The organism is Flavobacterium sp., from assembly GCF_028712645.1.
Taxonomy (GTDB): Bacteria; Bacteroidota; Bacteroidia; order Flavobacteriales; family Flavobacteriaceae; genus Flavobacterium.
In genome coordinates this window covers 1-13,634 of sequence record NZ_JAQTPQ010000078.1, presented here as the reverse complement: position 1 = coordinate 13,634, position 13,634 = coordinate 1, and the positions used below count along the sequence as shown (strand labels likewise).

General features: G+C 34.5%; 13 protein-coding genes. 9 read left to right on the top strand and 4 right to left on the bottom strand.

What is annotated here, in order from left to right:
* From PHC28_RS07760 to PHC28_RS07745, 4 genes are all read left to right on the top strand, one after another.
* Positions 1-463 (top strand): DNA repair protein RecO (locus PHC28_RS07760; RefSeq protein ID WP_300098234.1); only part of this gene is annotated, 463 nt, incomplete at its 5' end.
* A gap of 166 nt (positions 464-629) precedes the next feature.
* Complete coding sequence (gene ileS, locus PHC28_RS07755; RefSeq protein ID WP_300098226.1) at positions 630-4,052, top strand: isoleucine--tRNA ligase; 3,423 nt, start codon at positions 630-632, stop codon at positions 4,050-4,052.
* A gap of 7 nt (positions 4,053-4,059) precedes the next feature.
* Positions 4,060-4,440, top strand: a complete 381-nt coding sequence (locus PHC28_RS07750; protein WP_300098222.1) for a TraR/DksA C4-type zinc finger protein — start codon at positions 4,060-4,062, stop codon at positions 4,438-4,440.
* A gap of 85 nt (positions 4,441-4,525) precedes the next feature.
* Positions 4,526-5,134, top strand: coding sequence for a lipoprotein signal peptidase (locus PHC28_RS07745; RefSeq protein ID WP_300098219.1), 609 nt, complete (start codon positions 4,526-4,528; stop codon positions 5,132-5,134).
* Positions 5,135-5,354: 220 nt separating this feature from the next.
* Here PHC28_RS07745 and PHC28_RS07740 read toward each other — a convergent pair whose 3' ends face one another.
* The 4 genes from PHC28_RS07740 to purN all read right to left on the bottom strand — a co-directional run bounded on the left by PHC28_RS07740 (position 5,355) and on the right by purN (position 9,422).
* The gene (locus PHC28_RS07740) at positions 5,355-7,253 is read right to left on the bottom strand and encodes an amidophosphoribosyltransferase (protein WP_300098215.1); all 1,899 of its coding nucleotides are present in this window, start codon (positions 7,251-7,253) and stop codon (positions 5,355-5,357) included.
* A 112-nt stretch (positions 7,254-7,365) separates the two neighbouring features.
* Complete coding sequence (locus tag PHC28_RS07735) at positions 7,366-8,289, bottom strand: PfkB family carbohydrate kinase (protein WP_300098213.1); 924 nt, start codon at positions 8,287-8,289, stop codon at positions 7,366-7,368.
* 74 nt (positions 8,290-8,363) lie between these two features.
* On the bottom strand, positions 8,364-8,843 hold the full coding sequence (rnhA, locus tag PHC28_RS07730) for a ribonuclease HI (RefSeq protein WP_300098210.1): 480 nt from the start codon (positions 8,841-8,843) through the stop codon (positions 8,364-8,366).
* Between the two features lie 9 nt (positions 8,844-8,852).
* Complete coding sequence (gene purN, locus PHC28_RS07725) at positions 8,853-9,422, bottom strand: phosphoribosylglycinamide formyltransferase (protein ID WP_300098207.1); 570 nt, start codon at positions 9,420-9,422, stop codon at positions 8,853-8,855.
* Between the two features lie 176 nt (positions 9,423-9,598).
* Here purN and PHC28_RS07720 point away from each other — a divergent pair, with 176 nt between their 5' ends.
* The 5 genes from PHC28_RS07720 to pyk all read left to right on the top strand — a co-directional run.
* Positions 9,599-9,835 (top strand): acyl carrier protein, encoded by a 237-nt coding sequence (locus tag PHC28_RS07720; protein ID WP_007137004.1) that lies wholly within the window; start codon positions 9,599-9,601, stop codon positions 9,833-9,835.
* A 179-nt stretch (positions 9,836-10,014) separates the two neighbouring features.
* A complete protein-coding gene (gene fabF, locus PHC28_RS07715; protein WP_300098198.1) occupies positions 10,015-11,268 on the top strand; it encodes a beta-ketoacyl-ACP synthase II in 1,254 nt (417 codons plus the stop codon).
* A 4-nt stretch (positions 11,269-11,272) separates the two neighbouring features.
* The gene (gene rnc, locus PHC28_RS07710) at positions 11,273-12,013 is read left to right on the top strand and encodes a ribonuclease III (protein ID WP_300098194.1); all 741 of its coding nucleotides are present in this window, start codon (positions 11,273-11,275) and stop codon (positions 12,011-12,013) included.
* A gap of 113 nt (positions 12,014-12,126) precedes the next feature.
* Positions 12,127-12,615 carry an IPExxxVDY family protein gene (locus tag PHC28_RS07705; protein WP_300098188.1) on the top strand — a complete coding sequence of 163 codons (489 nt, stop codon included), beginning with the start codon at positions 12,127-12,129 and terminating at the stop codon, positions 12,613-12,615.
* Between the two features lie 5 nt (positions 12,616-12,620).
* Positions 12,621-13,634, top strand: a 1,014-nt coding sequence (pyk, locus tag PHC28_RS07700; protein WP_300098183.1) for a pyruvate kinase, incomplete at its 3' end; no start/stop codon positions are given.

Genomic DNA, 13,634 nt, shown 5'->3' with positions numbered 1-13,634 from the left:
CATTCATTCGGATATTTATAAGAGTACAATTGTGATGTTTATTTCCGAAATCCTGCACCATTCCATTCACGAAGAAGAAAAAAACGAACACCTTTTTTCCTTCTTGGAAACCGCTTTGTTCTGGCTCGACAATCACGATGAAACGGCTAATTTTCACCTGATTTTAATGCTAGAAATGACCAAATATCTCGGTTTTTATCCCGATATTTCCGAAATGGAATTCCCTTTTTTCGACACCAACGAAGGTGTTTTTACTCCATTTCACGGCATTGGTTCACTCACGGAACACGAAACCAACCTTTTTAAAAAACTCATCAATTTGAAATTTGAAAATGACCAAAAAATCTTTCACGTCATCGAAAGACAAATCGTCTTGAAAATCCTAATTGATTACTACACTTTCCATCTCGATGGTTTCCGAAAACCAAAATCTTTGGACGTTTTAAAGGATGTTTTTTCTTGAAAAATTCGGACACGAATGACACTAATTTTGAGAAATAAAAAAATTTAGTGTGAATTCGTGAAATTTGTGGTTAAAAAATCGCTCAAGTCGATAACTTTTCCCTTTTGTTTTTTGCCTTTTTACTATTAATCACTACTTTCGCACCACGATTTAAGAAAAGGATAAAATGAGCATAAAATTTACTGAATACAAAGGACTTAACTTGCCAACAGTGGCGTCGGAAGTACTTGATTTTTGGAAAAAAGAAAACATATTCGAGAAGAGTGTAACCACTCGTGAAGGCAACCCACCATTCGTGTTTTTTGAAGGACCACCTTCGGCAAACGGACTGCCGGGAATTCACCACGTGATGGCACGTGCGATTAAAGATATATTTTGCCGTTATAAAACCCAAAAAGGATTCCAAGTAAAGCGTAAAGCAGGCTGGGATACCCACGGTTTGCCTGTGGAATTAGGAACCGAGGCATCATTAGGAATTACCAAAGAAGATATTGGGAAAACTATTTCCGTAGCTGAATACAACGAAGCCTGTAAAAAAACCGTGATGCGTTACACCGATGTGTGGAACGATCTGACCGAAAAAATGGGATATTGGGTGGATATGGAAGATCCATATATCACCTACAAATCCAAGTATATGGAAACCGTTTGGTGGATTTTGAAACAAATCTACAACAAGGATTTGATGTACAAAGGCTACACCATTCAGCCGTATTCTCCAAAAGCGGGAACAGGATTATCTTCCCACGAAGTGAACCAACCAGGAAGTTACCGTGATGTAACAGATACAACGATAGTTGCTCAGTTTAAGATAACTGCGGATTCTCTAAAAATTTTGGAAGAAAGATTGGGGTTTGGTTCTTTGTTTGAGAACACATATTTTCTTGCTTGGACAACAACTCCTTGGACTTTGCCTTCAAATACCGCTTTGACTGTTGGTCCAAAAATTCAATATGCTTTAGTTAAAACTTATAATCAATATACTGATGAAGTAATAGATGTGATTTTGGCTCAAAATTTAATTGGAAAACAATTTAATGGGAAGTATTTTAAAACTTTAAACGATACTGAATTTAGTAATTACAAAACAGGAGATAAAAAAATCCCTTATATAATTATTAGAAATGATATTTTAGGTGCTGATTTAGTTGGAATTCGTTACGAACAATTGATGCAATTGGCTTTGCCATACCAAAACCCAGAAAATGCTTTTCGAGTAATTACAGGAGATTTTGTTACGACTGAAGATGGAACAGGAATTGTGCACACTGCCCCAACATTTGGTGCTGATGATGCTAAAGTGGCTAAAGAAGCTACTCCTGAAGTTCCGCCAATGCTAGTTTTGGACGAAAACGGAAATCCAGTTCCATTGGTAAATCTGCAAGGAAAATTCATCGATGGTTTAGGAAATTATTCTGGAAAATACGTTAAAAACGAATATTATACTGAAGGTGATGCTCCAGAACGTTCTGCCGATGTAGAAATTGCCATTCAGTTAAAAGAAGAAAATAAAGCGTTCAAAGTAGAAAAATACGTGCACAGTTACCCACATTGCTGGAGAACCGACACGCCAATTTTGTATTATCCATTGGATTCCTGGTTTATCAAAATCACGGAAGTTCGTGATCGAATGTTCGAATTGAACGAAACCATCAACTGGAAACCAAAAGCAACTGGCGAAGGACGTTTTGGAAATTGGTTGAAAAATGCCAACGACTGGAATTTGTCGCGTTCCCGTTTTTGGGGAATTCCATTGCCAATTTGGAGAAACGAAGAAGGAACCGAAGAAATATTAATCGGTTCGGTTGAAGAATTATACAACGAAATCGAAAAATCCATCGCGGCAGGTTTCCAAAAAGAAAATCCTTTCAAAGGTTTCGAAATTGGAAATATGGACGAAGCAAACTATGATTTGGTTGACTTACACAAAAATGTGGTCGATGAAATCACCTTGGTTTCTGCTTCTGGAAAACCAATGAAACGCGAATCCGATTTGATTGATGTTTGGTTTGATTCGGGTTCCATGCCTTATGCACAATGGCATTATCCATTTGAAAACAAAGACAAAATAGACGAAAACAAAGATTTTCCTGCTGATTTTATTGCCGAAGGTGTCGATCAAACTCGTGGTTGGTTTTATACTTTGCACGCCATCGCCACTTTGGTTTTTGATAAAGTAGCGTATGAAAATGTAGTTTCTAACGGTTTGGTGTTGGATAAAAATGGACAAAAAATGTCCAAACGTTTAGGAAATGCCGCCGATCCATTCGAAACATTAAACGAATACGGACCAGATGCCACACGATGGTATATGATTTCGAATGCGAATCCTTGGGACAATTTAAAATTTGACTTGGAAGGAATTGCTGAGGTGCGTCGTAAATTCTTTGGGACTTTATACAACACCTATTCTTTCTTTGCGTTGTATGCTAATATTGATAATTTCACTTTTGAAGAAGCAGAAATTCCGTTGAGTGAAAGACCGGAAATTGATCAGTGGATTATTTCGGAATTGAACACATTGGTAAAAGTAGTGGATGATGCTTATGCAGATTATGAGCCAACAAAAGCCGCTCGCGCTATTTCGGAATTTGTTTCAGAAAACTTAAGTAATTGGTACGTTCGTTTGTGTCGTCGTCGTTTCTGGAAAGGCGAATATGCACAGGATAAAATTGCAGCTTATCAAACATTATATACGTGTTTATTGACCATAAGTAAACTAGGTGCGCCAATCGCTCCTTTCTTTATGGACAAGCTTTATAGAGATTTAACGTTAACAACACAATCTGAAAAATACGACAGCGTACATTTGGCAGAATTTCCAAAATATGTTGGAAACTTTGTTGATAAATCGTTGGAGAGCAAAATGCAGAAAGCACAGACCATTTCATCTCTGGTTTTATCGCTTCGAAAAAAGGAAATGATTAAGGTACGTCAACCATTGCAAAAGGTAATGATTCCGGTACTTGACGATAATCAACGTTCTGAAATTGAAGCAGTTTCTGACCTCATAAAAGCAGAAGTAAACGTTAAAGAAATAGTACTTTTAGACGATGCTTCTGGGATTTTAGTAAAACAAATTAAACCGAATTTCAAGGCGCTCGGGCCACGATTTGGGAAAGATATGGGATTGATTGCCAAAGAGATACAAAGTTTTTCGTCCCAACAAATCAACCAATTAGACAAGGAGGGAAGCATAAGTATTATTATTTCAGGAAATAGTATAATTTTATCATTGACAGAAGTAGAGATTTCTTCACAAGATATTGAAGGTTGGTTGGTCGCTAACTCTAACGGAATAACGGTTGCGCTCGATATCACAATTTCCGAAGAATTAAAAGAGGAAGGAATTGCAAGAGAATTGGTTAACCGAATTCAGAACATAAGAAAAGATTCAGGATTTGAGGTTACTGACAAAATTAAAGTACATTTGCAAAAAAATTCTGAATTGGAAAAAGCTGTAAAAGCAAATGAAGCTTATATTAAATCAGAAACATTGACAGAAACATTGGTTTTTGAAGAGAATATAAGTGAAGGAATCGAAATAGAATTTGACGATATAAAAACTAAAATAGCAATCACAAAATAATTAGAAAATGACAGATGAAATTGCAAGATACTCAGACGCTGATTTAGCCGAGTTCAAAGAATTAATAATTAAAAAAATAAATAAAGCACAAGCTGATTTAGATTTAATCAAAAGTGCTTATATGAATGATTTAAATAACGGAACCGACGATACTTCGCCTACTTTCAAAGCATTTGAAGAAGGAAGTGAAACTATGTCTAAAGAAGCCAATTCGCAGTTAGCTATTCGTCAAGAGAAGTTCATTCGTGACTTGAAAAACGCGCTTTTCCGTGTGGAAAACAAAACTTATGGAGTTTGTAAGGTGACAGGTAAATTAATTAGCAAAGAAAGATTAATGATTGTTCCTCACGCAACAATGAGTATCGAAGCTAAAAATTTGCAAAGATAATTCCTCAGCATTAAACAATTAACGCTCCGTTTGGGGCGTTTTTTTTAGAAAATAACATTATTTTTGCGCCATTAAATTTCATAAAATGTCATTACGTAAAGCTTATTTGATAGTTTTTATCATCTTACTTATAGATCAACTTTCTAAAATATATATAAAAACCAATTTCATTTACGGCGAAAGCGGACAAATTGATGTTGCTGATTGGTTTAAAATCCTATTGATAGAAAACGAAGGAATGGCTTGGGGAACAGTGATTCCAGGCATTTACGGAAAATTGTTTCTTACCGTTTTTAGATTGGTTGCTGTTACAGGAATCGGGTATTGGCTTTGGGATTCTGTCGAAAGAAAACACAGTTCAAACTATTTGATTGTAGCAATTTCGCTGATTCTAGCAGGAGCTTTTGGCAATATTATCGATTCTGTTTTTTACGGAGTGATTTTCGATGACAGCTATGGTCATTTGGCTACTTTATTTACGGACAAACCTTATGGAACTTGGTTTCACGGTAAAGTGGTAGATATGTTATATTTTCCTTTATTTGAAGGAAACTGGCCGAGTTGGTTCCCAATCTGGGGAGGAGACCATTTCAAATTCTTCAACGCAATTTTCAATATTGCAGATATGGCGATTTCTACTGGCGTTGGGATTTTATTGGTTTTCAATAAAAAAGCGTTTCATCATCATCATTAGTAGATGCTAATTACCTCTTTATAGAATTTTTCAGATAAAAATCCTTGACTTTATTCCAATAAAAAAGGTGAAATTGCTTTCACCCTTTTTGCCCCAAATCTACCATAAACTTAACCTACTAATATTATGGTAAACCAAAGATATGATAGTAATACTTTTTTAAAAAATATACTAGGTGAAATACCTAAATAGTCGTTGAAATACTTATTTGCGATGTTTTTTAGTAAGCTCTTGCGTTTTTTCCTTCATAAAAATTCATAAAAGCCTTATTTACAACACGGTTACCTCCAGGAGTTGGATAATTACCAGTGAAATACCAATCACCTAAATTCTTAGGGCAAGCGAGATGTAAATTCTCAACCGTTTGGAAAATAATTTTAACTTCAGCATTGATTTCAGGAGAACTTAAAAGCTGTGCTATTTTATTTGAAATTTCTTGAGGATGGAATGGTGCATAAATTTCGGTCACAAAATTAATTACATCGCAATCCTTTAAATCCTCTTGGCTTTTGCATTTTGCATAAACTTCATCGACAATATGATACAAGTTTCGGTCTTTTAAGAGTTCTAATGTAGCGCGAAATGCTAATAATCCTTCTAGCTTCGCCATATCAATTCCATAACAATCTGGGTATCTAATTTGTGGAGCTGAAGAGACTACAACAATTCTTTTTGGCTTCAAACGATCCATCATTTTGATAATGCTCATTTTTAATGTTGTACCTCTAACAATGCTGTCATCGATTATTACCAAATTATCTGTTGGTTTTATGACACCGTAAGTCACGTCATAAACGTGAGCAACTAAATCATCTCGACTACTATCTTCAGTGATGAAAGTTCGGAGTTTTGCATCTTTGATAGCTACTTTCTCCGTTCTGATTTTTACTGACAGAATTTCTTCGAGTTTTTCTTTTGTTAGTTTTTTTCTATTTTCAAGGATGTAATTATTTTTCCTTTGATTCAAGAAATCTTGTGCCGCTTCGACCATTCCGTAGAAAGAAGTCTCAGCTGTATTTGGAATATAAGAGAAAACGGTATTGTCTGTATCTTCATCAATGGATTCTAAAACTGCTGGAAGAATTAATTTTCCTAAATTTTTTCTTTCTTGATATATTTCGGCATCACTTCCTCTTGAAAAATAAATTCGTTCGAAAGAACACGCTTTTTTAACGGTAGCCGGAAGGATTTCTTCTTCAGTTACTACGCCGTTTTTCTTGATAATTAAAGCATTTCCGGGTTGTAGTTCTTTTACTTTTTCAAAATCTACATTGAAAACGGTTTGAATAACAGGTCTTTCTGAAGCTACAACCACAATTTCATCATCCTCATAAAAATAAGCTGGGCGAATTCCTGCTGGATCTCTAAACACAAAAGCGTCTCCGTGACCTAGAAGCCCTGCCATTGCGTAACCACCATCTAAGTTTTTTGAGGCTCTAGTTAAAATTTTTGCGATATTTAATTTTTCGGCAATTACTGGTGAAGCTTCTCTTTTGTTTAAACCGTTATTTTTACATTCTTGGTATAAATCGGTTACTGCATTATCTAAAAAATGACCAATTTTTTCCATTACAGTAACGGTATCTGTCATCTCTTTTGGATGCTGTCCTAAATCAACAAGACTTTGAAAAAGTTCTTTTACATTGGTCATATTAAAATTTCCAGCCAAAATCAGATTTCTGTGCATCCAGTTATTTTGACGTAAAAAAGGGTGAACACTTTCGATACTATTCTTTCCAAAAGTTCCGTAGCGAACGTGTCCCAAAAATAATTCTCCTATATAAGGGATTTTCTTTTTTTGCAAAGTCACATCATCCAAATATTCTGGATGGGAAGTTAATTCCTCGTTTATCCTGTCGTTTATTTGGGCAAAAACATCTTGAATGGGTTGCGCATCGTTCGAACGTACTCTACTTATATATCTTTCTCCAGGTTCTACATCGAGCTTTATGCTTGCAAAACCTGCTCCGTCTTGCCCGCGATTGTGTTGCTTTTCCATTAGTAGATACATTTTTTGTATCCCGTAGAAAGCCGTCCCGTATTTTTCTTTGTAGAATTCTAACGGTTTCTTTAGTCTTAAAAGGGCAATGCCACATTCGTGTTTAATTGCGTCGCTCATTGTGTTGTGTTGTTGTAGTTAGTTGTTTTTTAACTCAGTTCGCAAATAAAATCTTTGAATCTGCGGTTTATTCGTAATAAAAAAATGCCCCGAAATTTCGAGGCACACTTTGTTATATTTCTATATCAAATTGAGTTAGTGATTTGAATTGTTGTAATCGTGCAATCACTTCGTCTTTTTTAAGAGCAACCATTCTTTCAGTTCCAAATTTTTCTACGCAAAAAGAAGCTAAATTTGAGCCATATATAATAGCATTTTTCATATTTTCGAATGAAATGTTTTCACTTTGTGTAATATATCCAGCAAATCCTCCGGCAAATGTATCTCCAGCTCCAGTTGGATCAAAAACATCTTCTAATGGCAAAGCTGGAGCAAAGAAAATTTGACTGTCGTGAAACAATAAAGCACCGTGTTCTCCTTTTTTGATTACAACGAATTTTGGTCCCATTGCGTGAATTTTAGCAGCAGCTTTTACTAAAGAATATTCTCCTGAAAGTTGTCTTGCTTCCTCGTCGTTAATGGTAATTACATCGATACGTTTCATTACAGCCAATAATTCAGGTAATGCACAATCCATCCAAAAATTCATAGTGTCTAAAACCACTAATTTTGGTTTAACATCCATTTGATCCAAAACACTAGCTTGTACTAAAGGATGCAAATTTCCTAACATCACTACATCTGCAGTTTTGAAATTCTGTGGAACTTTTGGCTGAAAATCGGCCAAAACATTTAATTCAGTTATAAGAGTATCTCTAGAATTTAAATCGTTGTGATATAAGCCACTCCAAAAGAAAGTTTTACCTCCTTTAACCACTTCAAGACCTGAAATATCTATATTTTTTGAAGTTAATAAATCTAAATGTTCTTGGGGAAAATCATCACCAACTACTGAAACAATTGCTGATTGAAGGTTAAAATTAGATGCCGAAAGTCCTATATAAGTTCCAGCACCTCCCAAAATTTTATCTGTTTTGCCAAAAGGCGTTTCAATAGCGTCGAAAGCAACGGTTCCAACAATCAATAATTTATTCATTTTTTGAAATTCGAATTAAGCGGCAAAGATAGTTTATAAGTTTGAAGTTTGAAAATGTATGCGATTAGAAGTTTTTACAAAAGTTTAGTTTCTTCTTTCTCATAAAAAACATCCACAGAAAGTTCTTTTTGGCTCGATGCAAAAACTGCCAATTCATCGCAACGCTCGTTTTGAGGATGATTATTATGCCCTTTGATCCATTTGAAATCGACTTGGTGTTTTCTGTAAACTACTAGAAAACGTTTCCATAAATCAGGGTTTTTCTTGCCAGCGAAACCTTTTTTCTCCCAGCCAAAAACCCATTTTTTCAAAACGGAATCCACGACATATTTAGAATCCGAAACGATCAGAACTTTCATGTTCGGGTTTTTCAGCTTTTCGAGGCCCACTATTACGGCCAATAATTCCATTCTATTATTAGTGGTGTGTCGAAACCCTTCGTAAAATTCTTTTTTGTGAGGGGTTCCCACTAGTTCCATAACAACGCCGTAACCACCACGACCAGGATTTCCTTTAGCAGCGCCATCAGTATAAATATGTACGTCGTGTTCCAAAGTGGGAAGTTAGAGGTTAGAAGTTAGCAATTTTTCAATAACGTTTGGGAAATATTTCTGCTCCAATTCGTGTATTTTTTCGGCTACAATTTCAGGAGTTTCAGTTCCAGATAAATCGACGCTTTTCTGAAAAATAATATTTCCTTCATCGTAATTCTCATTCACAAAATGAATGGTGATTCCGGTTTCTTTTTCGCAGTTGTCAACAACTGCTTTGTGCACATTCATTCCATACATTCCTTTTCCTCCATATTTAGGTAACAAAGCAGGATGTATATTTAGTATTTTATTGGGATACTGTTTAATGAAATTTTCAGGCAATTTTAATAAAAATCCGGCTAGAATTATCCAATCGGGCTGAATTGCATTTAACTTTTGTAGTACTTTACCTTCTGATAATTCTTCTTTTGAGAAAATTTCTGTTGGAACCTGAAAATTTTTGGCTCTTTCAATCACTTTGGCATTTGGATTATTGGTAAAAACAGAAATGACAGTTCCGCAATCTTTGTTACCAAAATGTTTAATGATGTTTTCGGCATTAGTCCCCGAACCAGAAGCAAAAATTACTATTTTATTCATACCACATGTGATTTTTATTATGCAAAAAAAAGAATAAAAAGTGATATTAAATAACATTATGAAGTCTTTGTGAAATTTATTTTATAAATTAGTGGTCACATTTATTAACTAAATAGTTGTTTTAAAATAAAGTTTTTTATTTTTGCCAACAAATTAAATTTTAAAATTAAAAGATTATGTCAGACATTGCATCAAGAGTAAAAGCGATTATCGTAGACAAATTAGGTGTTGACGAAAACGAAGTTGTAACAGAAGCTAGCTTCACTAATGATTTAGGAGCTGATTCATTAGACACTGTGGAGCTAATTATGGAATTCGAAAAAGAATTTGATATTCAAATCCCAGATGATCAAGCAGAAAACATTGCAACTGTAGGTCAAGCGATTTCTTACATAGAAGAAGCTAAAAAATAATAAAAATACACCCGTTTTCAAATTTGAAAACGGGTGTTATTATTTTTTAAAATTAAATCCTAGATTGAATTTCAATCAAAAATGATATTTATAATATAATACCCATGGCTCTTTTGTGATATTAATACAGCAAGAAAGCATGGGTTTTGTTTGTTTAAAGATATTAAAAATAATAAATTATGGTATTAAGACGAGTTGTGGTAACAGGCATAGGTGCTATTACACCCATCGGGAACAATATTCAAGAGTACTGGAATGGTCTCATTAACGGAGTTAGTGGGGCGGCACCAATTACTTATTATGATGCTTCAAAACATAAAACACAGTTTGCTTGCGAAGTGAAAAACTTTAATGTCGAAGATTTCATTGACCGTAAAGAAGCCCGAAAAATGGATCGTTTTGCGCAATATGCAATGGTCTCAGCTGAAGAGGCCGTAAATGATGCCAATTTTGATTTTGAAAAATTAGATAAAGATAGAGTTGGGGTAATTTGGGGTTCAGGAATCGGCGGATTAGAAACTTTTCAAAATGAAGTTTTAGAATTTTCTAAAGGAGATGGAACACCAAGATTTAATCCTTTTTTTATACCAAAAATGATTGCAGATATTGCTGGTGGTCATATTTCAATTAAATATGGTTTTAGGGGACCTAATTTTACTACTGTTTCTGCTTGTGCATCTTCTACAAATGCTATGATAGATGCTTTCAATTATATACGTTTAGGTCATGCCGATGCGATTGTAACTGGAGGTTCAGAAGCTGCTGTAACTATCGCCGGAATGGGAGGATTCAATGCTATGCATGCTCTTTCGACAAGAAATGATGATCCAAAAACAGCTTCTAGACCAATGGATAAAGACCGTGATGGTTTTGTTTTGGGAGAAGGAGCAGGTGCTTTAATACTTGAAGAATATGAACATGCCAAAGCTCGTGGAGCAAATATATATTGCGAAATTGGCGGAGGAGGAATGTCAGCAGATGCGCATCACATTACAGCTCCACATCCTGAGGGTTTAGGTGCAAAAAATGTAATGTTAAATTGTTTGAGAGATGCTGGTCTAAAACCTTCTGATGTTGACGGTGTGAATATGCACGGAACTTCAACGCCTTTAGGGGATATGGCTGAATCAAAAGCTATTTTGCATGTTTTTGGCGATCATGCCTATACAATGAATTTGAATTCTACAAAATCAATGACAGGACATTTGCTTGGAGCTGCTGGAGCTATTGAGACTATTTCTTGTATTCTTGCGATAAAACACGGAATTATTCCTCCAACAATAAATCATTTTGCAGATGATGAAAACATTGATCCTAAATTAAATTTTACTTTTAATGTAGCACAAAAAAGAGAAGTGAAGGTCTTGATGAGCAATACTTTTGGTTTTGGAGGACACAATGCTTGTGTATTGGTAAAAAAATTAGAATTCTAGTTTAATGAATATAATTAGAAAAATATTTTCGAAATCCCGTTCTCTTGAAGACGGGATTTTTTTTGATGCTATTCGAGAAATCTTAGGTTTTGACCCCATTACCCTCGAATATTATAAGAAAGCGTTTACACATAGATCCTCTAATAAACAAGATGGAGGAGGGAATGCCATTAATTATGAACGATTGGAATTTCTTGGAGATGCTATGTTAAGTGCAGTAATTGCAGCCTATTTATTCAGTAAAGCGCCAGCAGGAGACGAAGGTTATCTGACTAAAATGCGTTCAAAGATTGTGAGTAGAGAACATTTAAATGAGTTAGGAAAAGATTTAAATTTAGTTCGATTTATAGAGAGTAAAGTTCCTGTGCAGCATTTTGGCGAAAACATCCATGGCAACATATTCGAATCATTGATTGGGGCAATTTATCTTGACAGAGGCTATGAATATTGTGAAAAATTCATCCAGAAGAGAGTTATTATTCCCTACGTTGATATTGCTCGATTAGAAGGAAAAGTGATTAGTTATAAAAGTTTAATTATAGAATGGTGCCAAAAAGAAAAGAAGCAGTTTTACTTTGATATTTTTGACGACAATGCAATTGATGGACAACGATTATTTGGAGTAAAACTTAGCATTGATGACAAGGTAATTGCAAAAGCAAGAGCTACTTCAAAAAAGAAAGCTGAGGAAAAAGCATCGCAACGAGCCTATTTTGCATTTCAGAAAAAAATTGATAGTAAATAATGTGAAATTCACTAAAACTATAACGTTTTCGTTTATAAAATAAGGAAAACATCAGATTATGAAGTTCAAAGCTTTGATAGAAATAGTATATTTACACCTTATTTTTTCACGAAATGGCTATTCATAAATTGGATCTTGGCGAATTTGACGAAATAGATTATCATCTTATTGCTATTCATACTTCATTAGAAGACTATCGATTGGCATTTTTCATCAATCAAAAACTTCCGATAAATTTGAGCAAAAGCGAAAATGAAATTCAAATTAATATAAAAGAAGGAGAAACAAAATTTTCTAGATTTTATTTTTATGATAAAGAATGGGATGTTGCTTGGAACTTGATTCAAAATAAAAATGAAGTCATTCAACAAAAAAACGACATCAACCAAAATCTGTTTTCAAATATAAAAATGGAAGTTTCAACAAAAGTCTATTTACTTCCTGAATTTAAGAAAGTAGATTTTTTTTTGAAAATTGAGAATCTTGAAGAACCAATAGAGGTTGAAAAAATTCAGTCACTATTAAATACAATTGACAATATATCGACGGCATATAAAGTCGAAACAAATAAAATAAAATCGAAAAACAATTTAATTTTTTAATACAAATGATTACAAACAAAAAGACCAAAATTGTAGCCACACTTGGACCTGCATGTGAAACCAGAGAGATCATAAAGGATATGATTGAAGCTGGTGTAAACGTGTTTAGAATAAATTTTTCTCATGCTGACTATGAAGGAGTAAAGGAAAAAATCAATATAATTCGAAGTCTTAACGAAGAATTTGGATATACAACAGCAATACTTGGGGATTTACAAGGACCTAAACTTCGCGTAGGGATGATGGAAGATGGTGTGGTTGTAAATGATGGAGATTTAATCACATTTACAACTGCTGAAGATATTCTTGGAACTGCTCAAAAAGTTTTTATGAAATATAAGAACTTCCCAAATGATGTAAATCCTGGAGAAAGAATTCTACTTGATGATGGTAAACTTATATTCGAAATTGTTGAAACCGACAAAAACACCGAAGTTTTAGCGCGTGTTGTTCAAGGAGGTGAATTAAAATCTAAAAAAGGAGTAAATCTTCCTAACACAAAAATATCTTTACCTGCTTTGACAGAAAAAGATATCGCCGATGCTGTTTTTGCAATTGGACAAAAGGTAGATTGGATTGCCCTTTCTTTCGTAAAAACACCAAGAGATTTACAAGACTTACAGGAATTAATTGAAGAACATTCAGAATATAAAATTCCAATCGTAGCTAAAATTGAAATGCCAGAAGCATTAGAAAATATTGATAAAATTATTGCTTATTGTGATGGTTTAATGGTAGCACGTGGAGATTTAGGAGTAGAACTTCCTGCTCACGAAGTACCATTGGTACAAAAAGAATTAATTCGCAGAGCAAAAACTGCAAGAATTCCCGTTATTGTGGCCACTCAAATGATGGAAACTATGATTAGCAGTTTGACTCCTACTCGTGCCGAAGTAAATGATGTAGCCAATTCAGTTATGGATGGTGCTGATGCTGTAATGCTTTCTGGAGAAACGGCTGCAGGAAATTATCCAGTTCAGGTAATTCAGAAAATGACACAAATTATTGAAGCTGTTGAA